This is a genomic window from Flavobacterium cheonanense (genome assembly GCF_039539185.1).
Taxonomy (GTDB): domain Bacteria; phylum Bacteroidota; class Bacteroidia; order Flavobacteriales; family Flavobacteriaceae; genus Flavobacterium; species Flavobacterium cheonanense.
The window spans coordinates 305,065-324,239 of sequence record NZ_BAABCT010000001.1; the positions used below are offsets into that span (position 1 = coordinate 305,065).

The 19,175-nt window shown below is 31.0% G+C and carries 20 protein-coding genes; 14 read left to right on the forward strand and 6 right to left on the reverse strand.

The genetic code is table 11. The annotated features are described in order from the left end of the window. Position 1 precedes the first annotated feature (1 nt). From ABD766_RS01485 to ABD766_RS01505, 5 genes are all read left to right on the forward strand, one after another. Positions 2-901 carry a ParB/RepB/Spo0J family partition protein gene (locus tag ABD766_RS01485; protein WP_344815050.1) on the forward strand — a complete coding sequence of 300 codons (900 nt, stop codon included), beginning with the start codon at positions 2-4 and terminating at the stop codon, positions 899-901. Positions 902-972: 71 nt separating this feature from the next. After that, positions 973-1,461 carry a DUF5683 domain-containing protein gene (locus tag ABD766_RS01490; protein WP_344815051.1) on the forward strand — a complete coding sequence of 163 codons (489 nt, stop codon included), beginning with the start codon at positions 973-975 and terminating at the stop codon, positions 1,459-1,461. A gap of 49 nt (positions 1,462-1,510) precedes the next feature. Then, on the forward strand, positions 1,511-2,212 hold the full coding sequence (gene dapB, locus ABD766_RS01495; RefSeq protein ID WP_344815052.1) for a 4-hydroxy-tetrahydrodipicolinate reductase: 702 nt from the start codon (positions 1,511-1,513) through the stop codon (positions 2,210-2,212). Positions 2,213-2,302: 90 nt separating this feature from the next. Continuing rightward, entirely contained in the window at positions 2,303-3,886 is a 1,584-nt protein-coding gene (gene lepB / locus ABD766_RS01500; protein WP_344815053.1) for a signal peptidase I, read from the forward strand. A gap of 52 nt (positions 3,887-3,938) precedes the next feature. After that, positions 3,939-4,553 (forward strand): WbqC family protein, encoded by a 615-nt coding sequence (locus ABD766_RS01505; RefSeq protein ID WP_344815054.1) that lies wholly within the window; start codon positions 3,939-3,941, stop codon positions 4,551-4,553. On the opposite strand, the gene ABD766_RS01510 is transcribed toward ABD766_RS01505, so the two are convergent. From ABD766_RS01510 to ABD766_RS01535, 6 genes are all read right to left on the reverse strand, one after another. After that, positions 4,554-5,600 (reverse strand): endonuclease/exonuclease/phosphatase family protein, encoded by a 1,047-nt coding sequence (locus ABD766_RS01510; RefSeq protein ID WP_344815055.1) that lies wholly within the window; start codon positions 5,598-5,600, stop codon positions 4,554-4,556. Positions 5,601-5,676: 76 nt separating this feature from the next. After that, positions 5,677-6,543, reverse strand: coding sequence for a rhomboid family intramembrane serine protease (locus ABD766_RS01515; protein ID WP_344815056.1), 867 nt, complete (start codon positions 6,541-6,543; stop codon positions 5,677-5,679). Beyond that, positions 6,544-7,293, reverse strand: coding sequence for a rhomboid family intramembrane serine protease (locus ABD766_RS01520; protein WP_344815057.1), 750 nt, complete (start codon positions 7,291-7,293; stop codon positions 6,544-6,546). Further along, positions 7,290-9,143: a DNA mismatch repair endonuclease MutL gene (gene mutL, locus ABD766_RS01525; protein WP_344815058.1), complete on the reverse strand. Its 1,854-nt coding sequence runs from the start codon at positions 9,141-9,143 to the stop codon at positions 7,290-7,292. The genes ABD766_RS01520 and mutL overlap by 4 nt, the downstream gene beginning before the upstream one ends. 163 nt (positions 9,144-9,306) lie before the next feature. After that, positions 9,307-9,804: a 6,7-dimethyl-8-ribityllumazine synthase gene (gene ribH, locus ABD766_RS01530; protein WP_344815059.1), complete on the reverse strand. Its 498-nt coding sequence runs from the start codon at positions 9,802-9,804 to the stop codon at positions 9,307-9,309. A 75-nt stretch (positions 9,805-9,879) separates the two neighbouring features. Next, positions 9,880-10,674, reverse strand: a complete 795-nt coding sequence (locus ABD766_RS01535) for a tetratricopeptide repeat protein (RefSeq protein WP_344815060.1) — start codon at positions 10,672-10,674, stop codon at positions 9,880-9,882. Between the two features lie 142 nt (positions 10,675-10,816). Here ABD766_RS01535 and recF point away from each other — a divergent pair, with 142 nt between their 5' ends. The 9 genes from recF to lipA all read left to right on the forward strand — a co-directional run bounded on the left by recF (position 10,817) and on the right by lipA (position 19,171). After that, positions 10,817-11,896 carry a DNA replication/repair protein RecF gene (recF, locus tag ABD766_RS01540; RefSeq protein ID WP_344815061.1) on the forward strand — a complete coding sequence of 360 codons (1,080 nt, stop codon included), beginning with the start codon at positions 10,817-10,819 and terminating at the stop codon, positions 11,894-11,896. A 54-nt stretch (positions 11,897-11,950) separates the two neighbouring features. Further along, on the forward strand, positions 11,951-12,670 hold the full coding sequence (locus ABD766_RS01545) for a rhodanese-like domain-containing protein (protein ID WP_344815062.1): 720 nt from the start codon (positions 11,951-11,953) through the stop codon (positions 12,668-12,670). A gap of 78 nt (positions 12,671-12,748) precedes the next feature. Continuing rightward, complete coding sequence (locus ABD766_RS01550) at positions 12,749-13,423, forward strand: DUF2461 domain-containing protein (RefSeq protein ID WP_344815063.1); 675 nt, start codon at positions 12,749-12,751, stop codon at positions 13,421-13,423. A 96-nt stretch (positions 13,424-13,519) separates the two neighbouring features. After that, complete coding sequence (gene murB / locus ABD766_RS01555) at positions 13,520-14,533, forward strand: UDP-N-acetylmuramate dehydrogenase (RefSeq protein WP_344815064.1); 1,014 nt, start codon at positions 13,520-13,522, stop codon at positions 14,531-14,533. A gap of 2 nt (positions 14,534-14,535) precedes the next feature. Beyond that, positions 14,536-15,267 (forward strand): phytanoyl-CoA dioxygenase family protein, encoded by a 732-nt coding sequence (locus tag ABD766_RS01560; protein WP_344815065.1) that lies wholly within the window; start codon positions 14,536-14,538, stop codon positions 15,265-15,267. A gap of 57 nt (positions 15,268-15,324) precedes the next feature. Continuing rightward, the gene (locus ABD766_RS01565) at positions 15,325-16,431 is read left to right on the forward strand and encodes a glycosyltransferase (protein WP_344815066.1); all 1,107 of its coding nucleotides are present in this window, start codon (positions 15,325-15,327) and stop codon (positions 16,429-16,431) included. Then, the gene (locus tag ABD766_RS01570; RefSeq protein WP_298308368.1) at positions 16,422-16,973 is read left to right on the forward strand and encodes an RNA polymerase sigma factor; all 552 of its coding nucleotides are present in this window, start codon (positions 16,422-16,424) and stop codon (positions 16,971-16,973) included. The genes ABD766_RS01565 and ABD766_RS01570 overlap by 10 nt, the downstream gene beginning before the upstream one ends. 337 nt (positions 16,974-17,310) lie before the next feature. Next, positions 17,311-18,126, forward strand: a complete 816-nt coding sequence (locus ABD766_RS01575; RefSeq protein ID WP_344815067.1) for an energy transducer TonB — start codon at positions 17,311-17,313, stop codon at positions 18,124-18,126. Positions 18,127-18,301: 175 nt separating this feature from the next. Further along, the gene (gene lipA / locus ABD766_RS01580) at positions 18,302-19,171 is read left to right on the forward strand and encodes a lipoyl synthase (protein WP_344815068.1); all 870 of its coding nucleotides are present in this window, start codon (positions 18,302-18,304) and stop codon (positions 19,169-19,171) included. Positions 19,172-19,175: the final 4 nt, after the last annotated feature.

Sequence of the window (19,175 nt, forward strand, 5' to 3'; positions counted from 1 at the left end):
TATGGCGAAGGCACTAAAAAAACAAGCTTTAGGAAGAGGATTGTCTGCTTTGTTAAAAGATCCTGATAACGATATTAAATCAATTGATGATAAAAATGCTGACAAAGTTGTTGGTAATATTCTTGAAATTGAAATTGATTCTATTGAAATAAATCCGTTTCAACCTAGATCTAATTTTAATGAAGAAGCATTAAAAGAATTAGCTTCATCAATCAAGGAACTTGGTGTTATTCAACCTATTACTGTAAGAAAATTAGATTTCAATAAATACCAATTAATTTCTGGTGAACGCCGTTTACGCGCTTCCAAATTAGTTGGAATGACAACAATTCCTGCGTATATCAGAATTGCTAATGATAACGAATCATTAGTAATGGCATTGGTTGAAAACATTCAACGTCACGATTTAGATCCAATCGAGATTGCTTTATCGTACCAACGTTTGATTGAAGAAATTCAACTAACTCAAGAACAAATGAGTGAACGAGTTGGAAAAAAACGTTCTACAATAACTAATTATTTACGTCTTTTAAAATTAGACCCGATTATTCAAACAGGAATTCGTGATGGGTTTATTAGTATGGGACATGGTCGTGCAATGATTAATATAGATGACCAAGATGTTCAAACTGATATTTATCAAAAAATTGTAAGCCAAAACCTTTCTGTTCGTGATACAGAAGCTTTGGTGAAAAAACATCAAGACGGATTAAAACCTACTGCTGCGAAAGCAAAAAAAGCAAGTTCATTTTCTATTGCAGACGACCAAAAGAAAGCCTTTACTAATTTCTTTGGAGCAAAAGTTGATGTAAAAGTTGACGGAAAAGGAAAAGGTAAAATTGCAATTCCATTCCATTCAGAAGAGGATTTTAATAGAATTGTAAAATTAATCAACAGTTAGTGATTAAGTCGATTTACATATCATTATTCTTACTTCTTTTGGGAAGTAATTTGTCATTTAGCCAAACTGAATTGGGTAAAGATTTAGTAGCTTTAGATACTATTAGCAAATCACAAATCAATCCGCTTGCTCCTGCAAAAGCAGCTTTTTATTCAGCTGTTCTTCCTGGGTTAGGTCAAGCTTACAATAAGAAATATTGGAAAATCCCCATTGTTTATGGAGCTATGGGAACTAGTATTTATTTTTATATTAGTAATAATAAAAAATACCATCAATATCGAGATGCTTACAAAAGTCGATTAGAAGGTTATACAGGCGATGAATTCTCATACTTGGATGATTCGCGACTTATTGCTGCACAAAAATTCTATCAAAGAAATCGAGATTTATCGATGCTTATCACAGGATTGTTTTACATTTTAAATATTGTTGAGGCTAATGTTGATGCACACTTAATGCATTTCAACGTAAATGAAAAACTTACTGTGAAACCAGATATTTATAGAAATGACTTCACTTCAAGACAAAATCTTGGCATTTCTGTAATTTTAAAATTATAAAGTTTTCTTAAAACTGTAACAAACAACATTACAAGCTAACTAACTCATCATGAAAATAGCACTTCTTGGATACGGAAAAATGGGTAAAGTAATTGAACGAATTGCTTTAGAAAGAGGTCATGAAATCGTATTAAGAAAATCAAGTGCTTCTACTTTTGATGGACTAGATAATGCTGATGTTGCCATAGATTTTAGTGTGCCAAGTTCTGCTGTCACCAATATTTCTGAGTGTTTGAATAACGGAATTCCAGTAATTTCAGGAACTACAGGTTGGTTGGAGGATTACAATAAAATGGTAGCACTTTGTGAAGAAAAAAATGGTGCTTTTATATATGGTTCTAATTTTAGTTTAGGAGTAAATTTGTTTTTTGAATTGAATAATTATTTGGCAAAAATGATGTCAAAGTTCAATCAATATAAAGTTACAATGGAAGAAATTCATCATACACAAAAATTGGATGCTCCAAGTGGAACTGCTATTTCATTAGCAAAAGGAGTTATTGAAAATTCAAATTATTGCAATTGGACTTTAGAAAATCCAAAGGAAAACGAAATTCAAATTGATGCCAAAAGAATAGAAAATGTTCCAGGAACACATAGTATTTTTTACACATCTGAAGTAGATACTATAGAAATCAAACATACTGCACATAATCGCGATGGGTTTGCTTTAGGTTCAATAATTGCTGCCGAATGGTTAGTAGGAAAAAAAGGTGTTTTTTCAATGAAAGACGTTTTAGAATTAGAATAAAGTATAGAAAATAGAATATAGAAGATTAAATGAATTTAAGATATTTGGCTCTTAAACTTTTAATCTCTTAACCTTTTAAACAAATATAAAATGACAGCATATCAATGGTTTGTGTTTTTCCTAATTGTTCAACTAATTCACGGATTGGGAACATGGAAATTATATGAAAAAGCAGGAAGAAAATCTTGGGAAGCATTTATTCCAGTTTACAATTCGATAGTTTTGATGAAAATCATAAATCGTCCAACTTGGTGGACATTTTTATTATTTCTTCCGGTAATCAATCTAATGATGTTTCCTATTGTTTGGGTAGAAACCTTGAGAAGTTTTGGAAAAAATTCTTCAACTGATACTTTTCTTGGAGTGATTACTTGTGGGTTTTACATTTACTACATGAATTATACTCAGAATGTTGAATATATAAAAGATAGAAGTTTAACTCCAGCAACCAAAACTGGTGATACTATAGGTTCTTTGCTTTTTGCAATCATTGTTGCAACTTTTGTTCATACTTATTTTATTCAGCCTTTTGTAATCCCATCATCCTCTTTAGAAAAATCTTTACTAATTGGTGATTTCTTATTTGTAAGTAAGCAAAATTATGGTGCAAGAACTCCAATGACAACTATTGCAGCGCCAATGGTTCATGACACCTTACCATTTATTAAGACAAAATCATATTCTACTTTTCCGCAATTACCTTATTTTAGATTTCCTGGTTTTGAAAAAATAAAAAATAATGATATTGTAGTTTTCAACTGGCCAAGAGATACCTTATTCCATATGTATCTTCCAGCCGATAAAAGATATGACAAGCCCATCGATAAAAAGACAAATTATGTAAAACGTTGCGTTGGAATTCCTGGTGACAGCCTACAAATCAAAGACGGAATTGTTTTTATCAATGGAAAAGAATTGATTTTACCAGATAGAGCTAAACCTCAATATTCTTATAAAGTAACTTTAGATCCAAAATCTACAACAGATTTTGACGCTGTTTTCAAAGAATTAAATATTACTGATGGATATGGATTTGAAACTGCAGACAGAGATTCATTAACTATTCGTGCGCTTACATTTGAAAATGCAGAAAAACTAAAAACAGTTTCTGGAATTACTTCTATAAAAAGAAATATACGAAAAGGTCGTGAAAATGGAATTTTCCCATGCAAACATCACGATGGTGCAGATGAAAATAAAATTGCTTGGAGTGGCGATAATTATGGTCCTATTTACATTCCACAAGCTGGTAAAACGGTGGCATTAACTTTAGAATCTCTTCCATTCTACAAGATTATTATCAAAGAATATGAAGGAAATAAATTGAAAGTTGTTGGCAATGATATTTATATTAATGACAAAATAGCTACTACTTATACTTTCAAACAAAACTACTATTGGATGATGGGAGATAATCGCCATAATTCTTTAGATGCTCGTTATTTTGGTTATACTCCAGAAGATCATATAGTAGGAAAACCAATCTTTATTTGGATGAGTTGGGATTCAAATGGTCAAGGAATTATGAATAAAATTCGTTGGGAAAGATTGTTTACAACAGTAAGTGGTGAAGGACAGCCTCAATCTTATTTTAAATATTTCTTAGCTTTATTAGCAATATACTTTGTAGGAGAATATTTCTGGACTAAGAGAAAAGCAAAAAAATCAGAATAGTTTATAGTTTATGGTTCATAGTTTGTGAGCCATAAACAACAAACCATAAACAATGAATCATATAATTTTATATCCTACTTATTTCCCATCAATAAGTCAGTTTATTGCAATGGCGCAAGCAGATTCGATTACGTTTGAAATGGAAGACAATTTCCAAAAACAAACCAATCGCAATAGAATGTATATTTACAGTCCGAATGGCTTACAAATGTTAAATATTCCTATCAAACATAGTAAAGAACGTCATCAAAAAAGTAAAGATATTAGAATTGAAAACGACTTTGATTGGCAAAAACAACATTTTAAGTCGCTAGAAGCGGGCTACAGAAGCTCACCTTTCTTTGAATATTTTGAAGATGAAATAGTACCTATTTTTGAAAAAAAATATGAATTCTTAAAAGATTTAAATTTTGATACCATGACTTTGGTTTCAAAATGTTTGCGAATGCCATTAACATATAGTGAAACTGCCGAATATTTTCAAGAAGTTCCCAACTTTAATGACTTTAGAGATTTGGCTAACGGAAAAAAAGATACCACCATCATTACTCCTTACACTCAAGTATTTGATGATAAACATGGTTTTATAAACAATTTGAGTATTCTCGATTTGCTTTTTAATGAAGGTCGTTATGCTTTAGATTATTTAAAAAATCAATCACTATAATCACTCAATCATCAACCTTGCAATTATTGGATAATGATCCGAATTTTTGAAGTTTGGAAAGCTTTGAAAGCTCTTAACTTGAATTGATTTGTCAGCAAAAATATAATCAATTCGTGCAGGATAATATTTGAAGTTATAGGTTTGACCAAAACCATTTCCTACTTCTTCAAAACAATCGTTTAGGTTACCTTTAATACTTCTATAAACATACGAAAAGGCACTATTATTCATATCGCCACAAATAATCATTGGATACGAACACTCTTTTTTGTTTTTTACTAAAATCTCAGCTTGCAATTGTTGTTTTGTAAATGCTTTACTAATTCTTTTTACAACTAATTCCGATTTGTGTTGGTTTATAGAATCAACATTGTCTTGCATTTCGTTAACATCTGGCGATATTTTAATGGATTGCAAATGCATATTATAAACTCTTATTGTGTCTTTTCCTTTTCTAATATCGGCATAAACGATTAGATTATTAGATTCTGGAAACTCAATATTACCTTTGTCAATAATAGGATATTTTGAAAAAATCGCTTGACCAGTTCTAATTTTATTTCCTTGCATAAAAACAAACTTATGCTTGTACACACGTAAATCTACATTAGCAGTTTCTGAATATTCTTGAATACAGAGAATATCTGGATTTTGATCATTAATAAATTGCTTAATTTCATCGCCTACATTTTCCTTTGGCAACCATTGAAAAAGATTGAATAGTCGAACATTATAGCTCATAACCACAAAATCCTTTTCTTCAAAAGTCTTTTCATTAGAAGAAAACTTGTAAAACTTATTTACGAAAGTAATACCCAGCATTAATACAATGCCAGAAAGTATCATTTGTCTCTTTATTTGGAACAACCAATAAATAAAAAACAATCCGTTCAGTATTAAAAACAAAGGTAATACAAGAGTTAAAACAGATAAAAAAGGGAAAAACTTAGGCGCAAGAAATGGCAAAACATAAGCAAGAAAAGTCAATACAGTCAACACTATATTGAAAAAATACATTACTTTATTAAACCATGAGAGTTTCTTCATATTACATTGCCGCAAAGGCACTAAGACACAAAGTTATTTTTTTTAATCTACAAAACTGAACACTGATTACTGAATACTATTTACCAGCTTTAAACAAAAACTCCTTTTCCTCTACTGTCAAACTATCATAACCCGATTGACTTATTTTATCTAAAATTTCATCAATCTGTTGTTGTGTTTTATCTTTTAATACTATCTTACTTTTAGTTGTAGTATTTGCTTTTTTTGTATTAACATGAACTTTTTTGAATGGTGTTGATTTCTTCGGTTGAAACAAATTAACAAAAAAATCAATTACTATGGTTACAATTCTACTTAAATCGGTACCGCTTTGAAGTAACTTGATATAAATAACTCCAAAAAAAGCACCTGCAATGTGTGCAATGTGTCCACCGGTATTCTCTACTAAAATTTGCATTATATCTAAAATCAATATAACAGCGGTTATGTGCCAAAGTTTTACATTTCCAATTAGTAATAACCTTACTTCCATCAAAGGCTGATATGTTGTTGAAGCGAACAAAATAGTTAAAACTGCAGCTGAAGCACCAACAATTGGAGCATTTATTCCCATTAAGAAATAGGAAATAGCAAATGTCAAACCTGCAAAAATTGAACTAAGAACATATAGTCCAATAAATTGTTTTTGAGTAAAAAAAGTAAGAAACAATCGACCTGAGAAATTGAGCATTACCATATTAAAAAACAAATGCCAAAATCCAGAATGAAGAAAAGCATAAGTCAAAAATGTCCAAGGAAATATCAAAAAATTATTTGGATTCGAAGATAAAGCTAACCATGAAGGATAATCAAATTGATATTCCTTAAACTTAAAAAAAAGCACTAACGACAATAGAAACATTCCAACATTCCAATAAATTACTTTATTAGTGATGTCGCCAATTTTGTATTGCAATTTTATATCGTCAAAAATCCTACTCATTTAGTTCCAACGTTTATGATTAAATTGATTTTTCTTCCAATACCACATCATTATAAAACCTGTTAATGCACCACCAATGTGAGCAAAATGGGCAATTCCTGTACTTCCTGCGCCAAAAATTGAACTTCCTTTAAATCCTAAAAATAAATCAATTGCTAACAACCCAGGAACAAAATATTTTGCTTTTATTGGAATTGGAATAAACATCAAAGCTAATTCAACATTTGGAAACATAAAAGCAAAAGCTACTAAAAGACCATAAACAGCTCCTGAAGCTCCTACTGCTGGAACGTGATAGGAAATACTTAATGCATCAACCCCATCTTGTCCAATTACATTTAACCATCTTTGATCAAACATATTTTGATTTAGTAAACTAAGCACATCCTCTTTTTTAAAACCAGAATCTAGTAAATACGATAGTTCATTTCTAAACTCTAAATAATTAATAAAACTATGCAACAAAGCTGCTCCAAGTCCACATGAAATATAAAAAAACAAGAACTTATTTCCACCCCAAAAATGCTCTAAGGCACTTCCAAAGGAATATAGAGCAAACATATTAAAGAAAATATGCATCAATCCACCATGCATAAACATATGCGATAATGGTTGCCAAAACTTAAACATTGGGTTTTCAAAATAGAACAATGCAAAATAACTTTCTGCAACTGGAACCAACTGACTTCCAATAAAAAAGATAATATTTATTATCAAAAGTTGTTTTACAACAGGTGTGATATTCATCATAGGGCAAATCGTTTATCAATGTCTTCCACGCGCATAGTAATGAAAGTAGGTTTTTGAAAAGGTGAAACATTTGGTTCTTTGCACGCAAAAAGATTATTAACCAAATTCTCTTGTTCTTTTTCTGTTAAATAAGTTCCTGTTTTTACAGCTAAACTTTTGGCCATAGACTTAGCAATAGTATCATTTTGACTAAAACTACTATCCGGAATTCCGTCTTGCAAATCGGAAAGTAATTGCTCTAAAACCATTGAAATTTCACTTTCTGTAGTATTTACAGGAATTCCAGAAATATGAATAGAATCCGTATCAAAAGCTTCAAAAACAAATCCGGTGTTTTCTAAAGAAGGTTTCAATTCGGCTATCAATTTCAGTTCATTATTTGAAAAATACATCTGCAAAGGAAACAACAACTGTTGACTTGAAGCTTGATGAACCGTCATATTCGTAAGAAATTGTTCATACAAAACACGTTGATGCGCACGACCTTGATCCATAATAACCATTCCAGACTTTATTGGACTTACAATGTATTTTTTATGAATTTGATACGTTCTATTTATCGTTTGTTCTTCTTTTTCGTCAAATAATGATGCGGTCACTTCTTCACTTTCAAATGAAAAGGTTTCTACTTCTGAAGTATCATTTTTCAATCCTACATACAAACTTTCCCAATTAGAACTAGCAACTTCTTGCTTTTTATAAGAATTAGAACCTCCTGAAAATTGTTTGCTTGGCTTTTCGTCTGCAAATGGATTAAAAGTGCTATCCACTTGAACTGTTGGATATTCCGCAGTTTTATTTTGATATTGATAAGGCGTATCTAAATTTGGATCTCTGTCAAAATCTAAAACAGGAGCTACATTAAATTGTCCTAAACTGTGCTTGATTGTGGAACGCAAAATCGCATACAAAGCATGTTCATCATCAAACTTAATTTCTGTCTTAGTTGGATGTATATTAATATCAATAGTATTTGGCGGAACATTTAAGTAAATAAAATACGTTGGTTGCGAACCATTAGGCAACAAACCTTCATAAGCAGCCATCACCGCATGATGCAAATAACCACTTTTTATGAATCTATCGTTTACAAAAAAGAATTGCTCGCCACGATTTTTCTTAGCGAATTCAGGTTTTCCTACAAATCCTTCAATGGTAACAATTTCAGTTTCTTCTTGAATTGGAACCAACTTTTCATTGGTTTTACCCGAAAAAACATTTACAATTCGCTGACGGTAATTAGAATTTGGAAGATTAAACATTTCACTTCCATTGTGATACATTGTGAAATAAATGTTTGGATGCGCTAACGCTACACGTTGAAATTCATCAACAATATGACGAAATTCAACTGTTTCCGATTTCAAGAAATTTCGTCGAGCAGGAATATTAAAAAACAAATTCTTCACAGCAAACGAAGTTCCTTTTGGCAAAACTGATGGTTCTTGCGAAACAAATTTGCTTCCTTCAATAATTATATGAGTTCCAAGTTCGTCTTGTTCTTGTTTGGTTTTCATTTCCACATGAGCAATAGCAGCAATAGATGCTAAAGCTTCACCACGAAAACCTTTGGTATGAAGCGAAAATAAATCTTCCGCTTGACGAATTTTGGAAGTGGCATGACGTTCAAAGCACAATCTTGAATCGGTCACGCTCATTCCTTTTCCGTTATCAATAACTTGAACTAACGATTTTCCGGCATCTTTTATAATTAACTTTATATCTGTTGCTCCAGCATCAACAGCATTTTCTAATAATTCTTTTACTACAGAAGCAGGACGTTGCACCACTTCACCAGCGGCAATTTGGTTGGCAACATGATCGGGAAGTAATTGAATTATGCTAGACATTTATTTGTACATGGTTTGGAGTTTTCTTTCATGGTTAAAAACCAAAGTTAGCAAATTTAAGGAAAATCTATTGTTTATTATAGTTAACAACTTACTAAAAAAGAAAAAACCTACTCTTTGAAAAAGCAGGTTTAAATTTTATGTTTTATAACTTGAGTTAGAATTACTTATTTTCAGAATTTCTTCTTAAATCAGCCATTTTAATTGCCGCAATTGCTGCTTCTGTTCCTTTATTACCATGAACTCCTCCACTTCTATCGATAGATTGTTGCTCGTTATTATCAGTTAGCAAACAAAATATCACTGGAACATCAGTTTGAACATTCAAATCTTTTACTCCTTGAGTCACACCTTCGCAAACAAACTCGAAATGCATTGTTTCACCTTTTATAACACAACCAATCGTAATTACAACATCAACTTCTTGTGTTACAATCATACGTTGTGCACCATAAACTAGTTCAAAACTTCCTGGAACATTCCAACGAATTATATTTTCTTTAGTAGCACCACAATCTAAAAGTGCCTCAAGTGCACCTTTATAAAGTCCTTCTGTGATGTGGTCATTCCATTCTGAAACAACAATCCCAAACCGAAAGTTCTTCGCGTTTGGGATTGTGTTTTTATCGTAATTGGATAAATTTTTATTAGCTGTAGCCATTTTATTAGTGTTCAGTGCTCAGTTTACAGTGTTCAGCAACAAACTGCTAACTGAACACTGAATACTGAATACTAATTATTGAGCCATTCCAATTAAAGCATCAATTTGTTGTGCTTCTGGTGCAGTCTCATATTTTTCTTTGATTTGAGTAAAATATTTCAAAGCATCTGATTTTTTACCTAAAGCTAAAGCCGTTTGTCCTGCTTTATATAAATATCTTGGAGTTGTAAACTCATTTACATTTTGTTCTGAAGCTTTCACGTAAAAATCTAAAGCTTTTTGTGTGTCATTCTTTTGAGCATAAGCATCACCAATAGCTCCAGTTGCAATAGCACCTAAGAAAGCATCTTTAGATGAAAATTTCTCAAGATATTTGATAGCATCATCATACTTTTTAAGATTCAAAGAAGCAATACCAGCATAATAGTTAGCTATATTTCCAGAATCAGTACCAGAATATTGGTCAGCGATTCCAGGAGCTCCTTGTTTTCCTTCAGAACCTTTAAGAACTAAAGTATATAATGAATCTTGTTTTTTAGCATCAGTAGCATCAGTAGCTAATTGAAAATTTTGTTGAGCAACAAATAAATCTTCAGTAGCATCAACTTGTTTTGGCTCAGCAATAAACTTTTGATAAAGTAAATAACCAATAGTTACAAGAGCAACAGCTCCTAAAAATCCTAAAATATATTTTTGGTTTTTAGCAACAAAATCTTCTGTTTTCGATGCTGTTTCATCTAATGCGTCAAATGCTTTTGCAGTTGTACTATCTTTAGCATCAACATTTGGAGTATCTTCAATAAAATTAGCGTCTACTTTTTCTTCTTTTTCTTTTGGTGCTTTGTAACCTCTCTTATTATAAGTTGCCATTTAAATTTAATTTAGTGTGCGCAAAAATAAAATTTTTATTCTAATTTGAAAGTCATTTTGTCGATAATTTTCAATAATTTGCACCAACTTAAAAAAAAACACTCTCAAAGTCGCTGATTATAGTGTTTTCAAGCTATTACAAATGTTTTTAAAAAAAATTTCTTTATTCAATTATAAAAATTTTTCCGAAGCTTCCTTCGAATTTGATTCCAAAATCAATTGTTTTGTTGGAAAAAATGGCATTGGAAAGACCAATATACTGGATGCTATTTATCATTTAGCGTATGGAAAAAGTTATTTTAATCCATTAGCGGTTCAAAATATTAAGCATAATGAAGAGTTTTTTGTAATTGATGGCGAATTTGAAAAATCGGAAAGAAGTGAACAAATTGTAAGTAGTTTCAAAAAAGGTCAGAAGAAAATTTTGAAAAGGAACGGAAAACCTTACGAGAAATTTTCAGACCATATTGGATTTATTCCGCTTGTGATTATTTCACCGGCAGACAATGACTTGATTATTGAAGGAAGTGAAACCAGAAGAAAATTTATTGATAGTGTTATTTCGCAATTGGATTCCTCCTATCTGCAAGAATTGATTCAATATCAAAAAATTATCAGTCAACGGAATGCTTTGCTGAAATATTTCGCACTAAATCATGTATTTGAAACCGATACTTTATCAATTTACAACGAACAGTTGAATGATTTAGGTCAGAATATTTTTGAAAAAAGACAACAATTTATCAATGATTTTTTACCGATTTTTAACAAACATCATCAAGCTATTTCTGGTTCAGAAGAAAAAGTGCAATTGGTTTATGAAAGTCATTTATTTGAAGGAACAACATTGCAATTATTGGATCAAAATTTGGCGAAAGACAGAGCTTTGCAATATACATCTGTCGGAATTCACAAAGATGATTTAGCCTTTCAAATTGATGGTTTTCCTATAAAAAAATTTGGTTCTCAAGGTCAGCAAAAATCGTTTTTAATTGCTCTTAAACTTGCTCAATTTGAATTTGTAAAAAAACAAAGTGGCGAAAAACCCATTTTATTATTTGATGATATTTTTGATAAATTGGATGAAACGCGTGTTAGTAAAATTGTAGCAATGGTCAACCAAGAGGAATTCGGACAATTATTTATTTCTGACACACATCCAGAACGCACAGAAAGTATTGTAAAAACCACCCATCAGAGTTATAAAATATTTAGTTTGTAACATTTGTTATATTATTCTATTTTTACTTCATTAATTTTGCATCAAAAAAATATTATGAGAAAAATTCTATCAATACTATCGTTATCCATCCTATTTATTAGTTGTCAAGGACAAACAAGTAAATCTGTTGAAACTGCAGAATCAAATCAACCTATCAAAACTCTTGCAGGAATTGATTATGAAACAAAATTATTAGGAACAAAAAATCCTCAATTATTAGACGTAAGAACTCCTGAAGAATATTCTGGTGAACATCTTGAAAATGCCTCAAACGTTAATTGGAACGGAAGTGATTTTACTGCAAAAGTTGAAAAATTAGACAAATCAAAACCTGTATTTGTGTATTGTAAAGTTGGAGGAAGAAGCAGTCAAGCAGCCAATAAGTTATCAGAACTTGGATTCAAAGAAATCTACAATTTAGATGGCGGAATCATGAAATGGCAAGGAAAGAAAACTTCAAATTCAGTTGTAACACCAAAAGGATTATCGGTTTCAGAATTTGAAAAATTAATCAATTCCGACAAAAAAGTAATCATTAATTTTTCAGCAAAATGGTGTGCACCTTGCAAAAAAATGGCTCCATATTTGACTAAAATGCAAGACGAATTAAAAGGTAAAATCGCCTTAATTAGATTAGATGCAGATGAAAACAAGACTTTGTTAGAAACTATGAAACTTGATGAATTACCAGTAATTTTGATTTATGAAAATGGTAAAGAAACTTGGAGACATTTAGGTTTTTTATCTGAAGAAGATTTGAGAAAACAGTTGTAAAATAGTTAGAAGTTGGAAGTTGGAAGAAATTCTCTTAACTTTTAAACTTTTAAACTCATAAACTTTTAAACTTAAAAAATGATAACAAAAGAAGCGCTTCAATTTCTAGCCGATTTAATTGCAAACAATAATACCGAATGGATGCATGAGAACAAAAAAAGATATGAAAGTTATAAGAAAGACTATCATAACTTCATTGCGTCTATTCTCAATGAAATGAAGCCATTAGACAAATCGCTTGAGCCTTTAGAAGTTAAAAATTGTACATTTCGTATCAATCGTGATATTCGTTTTTCTAAAGATAAATCGCCTTATAAAACCAATATGGGTGTTTGGATGTCTCAAAATAAAAACAGCAAAAATGCTCCTGGCTATTACATTCATTTTGAAAAAGGAAATTGCTTTATCGCAGGTGGCGTTTGGTGTCCAGAACCTAATGAGTTAAAATTGATTCGTAAGGAAATAGAATTTTTTCACGATGATTTAGAGGCCATTGTTACTGATAAAACTTTTAAAAATGAGTTTAAAGAACTGACTAGAGATGAAAGCAATACTTTGAAAAAAGCACCAAAAGATTTTGATCCAAATCATCCAGCGATTGAATTTTTAAAATTGAAAAGCTTTACCGCTTCACATAAAATCGACGAGAAACTATTTACTGATAAAGATTTTAGTAAAATCATAGCTCAAAAACTAGTCGCACTAAAACCTATGAATGACTTTTTGAGAAGAGCTTTAGAAACAGAAGAATAAAATCAATTAAAAATTAAAAATTAAAAATTACGAATTACGAATTTTTAATTTCCGTATTTAGAATCGTAATTCGTAATTTCAAATTCGTAATTTTTCATGCAAATTCAAACAAATTTCTCCTTAAAAAAATACAATACTTTTGGTATTGAAGCCAAAGCCAAACAATTTGTCGCGGTTCAGAATCTTGATGAATTGAAATCTATTCTAAAAAATCACGCTTCAGATAAGAAATTCATTCTTGGTGGCGGAAGCAATATGCTGTTAACAAAGGATATTGATGCTTTGGTAATCCATGTTGATTTGAAAGGAAAAAAAATCATTAAAGAAGATGACGATTTTGTTTGGGTTGAAAGTCAAGCAGGTGAAAATTGGCACGAATTTGTACTTTGGACCATCAATCAAAACTTTGGTGGATTGGAAAATATGTCGTTGATTCCTGGTAATGTTGGTACAACTCCAGTTCAAAATATTGGTGCTTACGGAACCGAAATTAAAGACACTTTTGTTTCGTGCGAAGCCATGAATATTCTATCTCAAGAAATGAAATCCTTCACAAAAGAAGATTGCAATTTTGGCTATAGAGAAAGTGTTTTCAAACAAGAAGCAAAAGATAAATATGTGATCACTTCTGTGGTTTTCAAACTCACAAAACGCAATCACAAAATCAATACTTCGTATGGTGATATTACAAAAGAATTGGAAAAACAAAATGTTACAACTCCAACATTAAAAGACGTTTCCAATGCTGTTATTGCCATCCGTCAAAGTAAATTACCTGATCCAAAAGAGCTTGGAAATAGCGGAAGTTTCTTTAAAAACCCAATTATTTCAAAAGAATTATTCGAAAAAGTACAACAAAAATTTCCAGAGGTAAAATTCTTTGAAGTTTCACCAACCGAAGTTAAAGTTCCTGCAGGTTGGCTTATAGAACATTCAGGATTAAAAGGTTATCGAAAAGTCGACGCAGGAGTTCATAAAAACCAAGCACTAGTTCTAGTAAATTACGGAAACGCAAGTGGACAAGATATTCTAAATCTATCTAAATACGTTCAAAAAACTGTTTTTGATAAATACGGAATTGCAATTGAGGCAGAAGTTAATGTAATATAATTATGAATTTATCAAAAGAATTTCATGAACAGGGCTTTCATGTTGTAAATAATGTTTACAATAAAGATGAAATCAGTACAATTTCAAATTTTATCAATAATTTAGATACAACAAATCCAATTTTTAGAAAAACGAATGATTTATTTGCAATTAGACAATTCATTAAAGAATTTCCAGAAATCAAGAAATTACTTTTCAATGAAAGACTTAAAGAGATAATAAAAAACATTGGAGGAGAAGACTATTTTATTGTAAAATCCATATATTTTGATAAACCTGAAAAATCTAATTGGTTTGTTTCTTATCATCAAGATTTAACTATTTCTGTTGACAAAAAAATTGAAGATGAAAATTTTTCAAATTGGACCAATAAGCACAATCAATTTGCTGTTCAACCACCAAAAGAAATATTAGAGAATATAGTTACAGTTAGAATTCATTTAGATGATACCAATGAAGATAATGGAGCCCTAAAAGTTTTAAAAAAATCCCACTTAAAATCAATTTGTAGAATCGATTCAATAGAATTTAAAAAAGAAACAGAAGTTTTTTGTAATGTAGATTCAGGCGGAATAATGTTAATGAAACCTTTACTTTTTCATGCTTCAAATAAAAATACAAATGAAAAAAATAGACGTGTCATTCATATAGAATTTTCAAATAAAGAGTTGCCCAAAAATCTACATTGGTCTGAATTTTCCGAGATTGAAAATTTCACAAAACATAATTCGTAATTCAAAATTGAATTTCATACTTTTGCAATCGTTTTTAAATAAGACCATAAAGCCATTATGTTACTAATTTTACTTTGTTTATTCATTGCTGTTGTAGTTGTTCAATTCCTATATTATGTAGTGTTTTTTGGTAAATTTTCTTTTACTAAACCACAAACTTCTACACCAAAAAGAGTTCCGATTTCAGTAATTGTTTGTGCTAAAAACGAAGAAGAAAATGTAAAAAGTTTCGTTCCCTTATTGGCTGAACAAAATTATCCAGATTACGAAATAGTGCTTATTGACGATGCTTCGAGCGATGAAACCTTAGAAGTTTTTGAAGCTTTTGAAAAACAATATCCTAATGTTAAATTAGTAAAAGTAGAAAATAACGAAGCGTTTTGGGGAAATAAAAAATTTGCTTTAACACTTGGAATCAAAGCTGCTAAAAACGAATACCTACTTTTTACAGACGCTGATTGTTACCCAAAATCTAACGATTGGATTAAAGAAATGTCAGCCCAATTTACTCAACAAAAAACGATTGTGTTAGGTTATGGCGCTTACGAGAAAATCAAAAATTCGTTTCTAAATAAAATCATCCGTTTTGAAACTTTATTGACGGCTACGCAATATTTTTCATGGGCAAAATTAGGAAAACCTTACATGGGTGTTGGTCGAAATATGGCCTACAAACGTGAAGAATTTTTCAAAGTTCGCGGTTTTATGGATCACATGAAAATTCGTTCAGGAGATGATGATTTGTTCATTAATCAAGCGGCAAATGCGAAGAATACAACCGTTTGTTACACACCAGAAAGTTTTACTTTTTCTAAACCAAAAACTACTTTTAAAGATTGGTTTACACAAAAAAGAAGACATGTTGCCACTGCACAACATTATAAAGCATCTGACAGAACGCAATTGGCAATTTTTTATGCTACCCAATTATTATTTCTAATTTTACCAATAATCCTTTTAGCATTTCAATTTCAGTGGATTATTGTACTAAGTTTGATAGGTTTCCGTTATCTATTTGCATGGTTATCACTTGGATTTGCAGCCGGAAAACTAAAAGAAAAAGACGTAATGTATTGGTTTCCAATTATTGAAATCGTTTTAATATTCACGCAACTTAACGTTTTCATCACCAATACCTTTTCAAAACCCGTTCAGTGGAAATAAATCCGTACATAGAAAAAGCTAAAAAAGGCGATCAAGTAGCCTTCACTTACCTACTCGACCATTATTGGAATGAGGTCTATGGATTTATGCTAAAACGTACCGAAAATGAAACCGATGCCGAAGATATTACTATAGAAACATTCTCCAAAGCATTCGATAAATTAACCACTTATAACCCAGAATTTCAATTCAATACTTGGTTAATTGCTATTGCAAAAAATGTTCATATCGATTTACTTCGCAAAAAAAAATCAACACTTTTTGTTGAAATTACCGACGAAGAAGATCAACAAGCTTACAATATAGCTGACACATCTCCAACGGCTGAAGATGAATTGATTACAGAGCAAAATTTATCACAACTCTTACAATTTATAAAAGAATTAAAACCTCATTATCAAGAAGTAATACAACTTCGTTACTTTCAAGAAATGAGTTACCAAGAAATTGCCGAACAACTTGAAGAACCTTTGAGCAACGTCAAAATCAAACTCCTTCGCGCCAAAAAACTATTGGCAGAAATCATTCAAACAAAACGATAATTATTTCTGGAAACGAATGGCTTGGTTCCTTTTGGTTTCCATTTTCCTGCTTTCCATTACAATCTTTGTTTATCAACAAAGGATTTCCATTGCAATCAGGGTTAGTTTATAAGCGTATTGAAGCAAGCTACAGATTAACAAAAACACATCGTAAACTTTATTTCTTAAACAATAATTTATACTTATTACAATTTTCTTACAAAAATCACACAATATTGAAATAATCTTTGCGTTATTAAAGTAAGATAACAAATAAATCTATTCTCTATTTTCTTTACTCTATTTTCTAAAAACTAGCTTATGTAACATCGATACTTAACAATTAAAACTATAAATTATGTCAAACTTAAGTATCTTTGAAAAAAAGTGGTTAGACCTTGTATTTGAAGGCAAGAACCAGGAGTATGGTGCATACAAATTACGTCAAGACAGCACCAAAACAACCATTATTGCATTCTTCTCAGGAATTCTATTCCTTGGTTTTGTATCAGGAATGGGTATGCTTTTAAGTTCTTTTGGAGCAAAACCTGTAATCTTACCAGAGGAACCATTAGATGATTCTATAATAGTAGTAAAGTACGAAGAACCATTAGTTGAAAAACCAAAATCTGCTGAACCAATTACTAATAATAGCACTCCTGTTGAAAAAGTTCCTGTTAACAAAAAAATTGTTGTTGCTGCTACAGTTGATGCAAAAGAACCAGTTCCAATAACTTCTGAATTGCCAAAAATCAACACTCCAATTGGCACACCAGGAACAGGAACTCCAGGAACACCAGGTGTAATTGATGGTGGCGGAACAGATCCAAAACCTGAGGTAATTACTCCAAAAGGACCAGTTCCTTCAGCTGAATTAGACAAACAACCTTTTTTTCCTGGTGGAATTAAAAAATTCTATGAGTATGTAGGAACAAATTTTGAAAAACAAAATATTGATGAAGAAGAAGGTCAAGCAATAAGAGTTTTGGTATCTTTTGTAATTGAGAAAAATGGATCAATGACAGATATTGAAGTAACAAGAAAAACAACTCCAGAAATTGATAAAGAAGCTATCAGAGTTTTAAAATCTTTAAAAACTAAATGGGCACCTGGAATTAAAAATGGAGAACCAGTAAGAACTCAATTTACGCTACCAATTACTGTAATGCTATAATTATTGATTCCTGACTTGTAATTCAAGTTAATAAATGTGTGAACTGCTTTGCCATAAACAAAGCAGTTTTTTTTTGAAACAAAGTATAAATATTTCTTAATGATCAAAAATCTGAAATAGAATAATCAAAATCTAAAATCTACATTCGTATCTTTGCATTTCAAAAAAAGTGAATATGGAAACGGCTACTGAAAATAACCTTCCAATTGGAAAACCAAAATGGCTAAAAGTTAAGTTACCTATTGGTCAAAAATATACCGAACTTCGTGGATTAGTTGATAAATACAAACTAAATACTATCTGTACCTCAGGAAGTTGCCCAAATATGGGCGAATGTTGGGGTGAAGGAACAGCTACTTTTATGATTCTTGGTAATATTTGTACGCGTTCTTGCGGATTTTGTGGCGTAAAAACAGGTCGTCCAGAAAATGTTGATTGGGACGAACCAGAAAAGGTAGCGCGTTCTATAAAAATAATGAACATCAAACATGCAGTTATCACAAGTGTAGACAGAGATGATTTGAAAGACATGGGTTCCATTATTTGGTTAGAAACCGTTCAAGCCATTCGCAGAATGAATCCTAACACAACTTTAGAAACTTTAATTCCAGATTTTCAAGGAAATACTAGAAATATCGATAGAATTATTGAAGCCAATCCAGAAGTAGTTTCTCACAATATGGAAACAGTTCGTCGTTTAACTCGTGAAGTTAGAATTCAAGCGAAATATGATAAGAGTTTAGAAGTTTTAAGATATCTGAAAGAAAAAGGAATTAAAAGAACTAAATCGGGAATCATGTTAGGTTTAGGTGAAACTGAAGCAGAGGTTATTGAAACTATGCAAGACATTCGCAACCAAAATGTAGATATCATTACTATTGGACAATATTTGCAACCAAGTAAAAAACACTTACCTGTAAAAGAGTTCATCACTCCAGAACAATTTGAAAAATACGAAAAATTAGGTAAAGAAATGGGATTCCGTCATGTAGAAAGTGGTGCTTTAGTGCGTTCTTCTTATCATGCTGAAAAACATATTTTATAAATAA

What these genes read in the sequence shown, in the direction of transcription:
- ABD766_RS01485 (WP_344815050.1), top strand. Translation starts at nt 2, where the DNA reads ATGGCGAAGGCACTAAAAAAACAAGCTTTAGGAAGAGGATTGTCTGCT.
- dapB (WP_344815052.1), top strand. Translation starts at nt 1,511, where the DNA reads ATGAAAATAGCACTTCTTGGATACGGAAAAATGGGTAAAGTAATTGAA.
- lepB (WP_344815053.1), top strand. Translation starts at nt 2,303, where the DNA reads ATGACAGCATATCAATGGTTTGTGTTTTTCCTAATTGTTCAACTAATT.
- ABD766_RS01505 (WP_344815054.1), top strand. Translation starts at nt 3,939, where the DNA reads ATGAATCATATAATTTTATATCCTACTTATTTCCCATCAATAAGTCAG.
- ABD766_RS01510 (WP_344815055.1), bottom strand. Translation starts at nt 5,600, where the DNA reads ATGAAGAAACTCTCATGGTTTAATAAAGTAATGTATTTTTTCAATATA.
- ABD766_RS01515 (WP_344815056.1), bottom strand. Translation starts at nt 6,543, where the DNA reads ATGAGTAGGATTTTTGACGATATAAAATTGCAATACAAAATTGGCGAC.
- ABD766_RS01520 (WP_344815057.1), bottom strand. Translation starts at nt 7,293, where the DNA reads ATGATGAATATCACACCTGTTGTAAAACAACTTTTGATAATAAATATT.
- mutL (WP_344815058.1), bottom strand. Translation starts at nt 9,143, where the DNA reads ATGTCTAGCATAATTCAATTACTTCCCGATCATGTTGCCAACCAAATT.
- ribH (WP_344815059.1), bottom strand. Translation starts at nt 9,804, where the DNA reads ATGGCTACAGCTAATAAAAATTTATCCAATTACGATAAAAACACAATC.
- ABD766_RS01535 (WP_344815060.1), bottom strand. Translation starts at nt 10,674, where the DNA reads ATGGCAACTTATAATAAGAGAGGTTACAAAGCACCAAAAGAAAAAGAA.
- recF (WP_344815061.1), top strand. Translation starts at nt 10,817, where the DNA reads ATGTTTTTAAAAAAAATTTCTTTATTCAATTATAAAAATTTTTCCGAA.
- ABD766_RS01545 (WP_344815062.1), top strand. Translation starts at nt 11,951, where the DNA reads ATGAGAAAAATTCTATCAATACTATCGTTATCCATCCTATTTATTAGT.
- ABD766_RS01550 (WP_344815063.1), top strand. Translation starts at nt 12,749, where the DNA reads ATGATAACAAAAGAAGCGCTTCAATTTCTAGCCGATTTAATTGCAAAC.
- murB (WP_344815064.1), top strand. Translation starts at nt 13,520, where the DNA reads ATGCAAATTCAAACAAATTTCTCCTTAAAAAAATACAATACTTTTGGT.
- ABD766_RS01560 (WP_344815065.1), top strand. Translation starts at nt 14,536, where the DNA reads ATGAATTTATCAAAAGAATTTCATGAACAGGGCTTTCATGTTGTAAAT.
- ABD766_RS01565 (WP_344815066.1), top strand. Translation starts at nt 15,325, where the DNA reads ATGTTACTAATTTTACTTTGTTTATTCATTGCTGTTGTAGTTGTTCAA.
- ABD766_RS01575 (WP_344815067.1), top strand. Translation starts at nt 17,311, where the DNA reads ATGTCAAACTTAAGTATCTTTGAAAAAAAGTGGTTAGACCTTGTATTT.
- lipA (WP_344815068.1), top strand. Translation starts at nt 18,302, where the DNA reads ATGGAAACGGCTACTGAAAATAACCTTCCAATTGGAAAACCAAAATGG.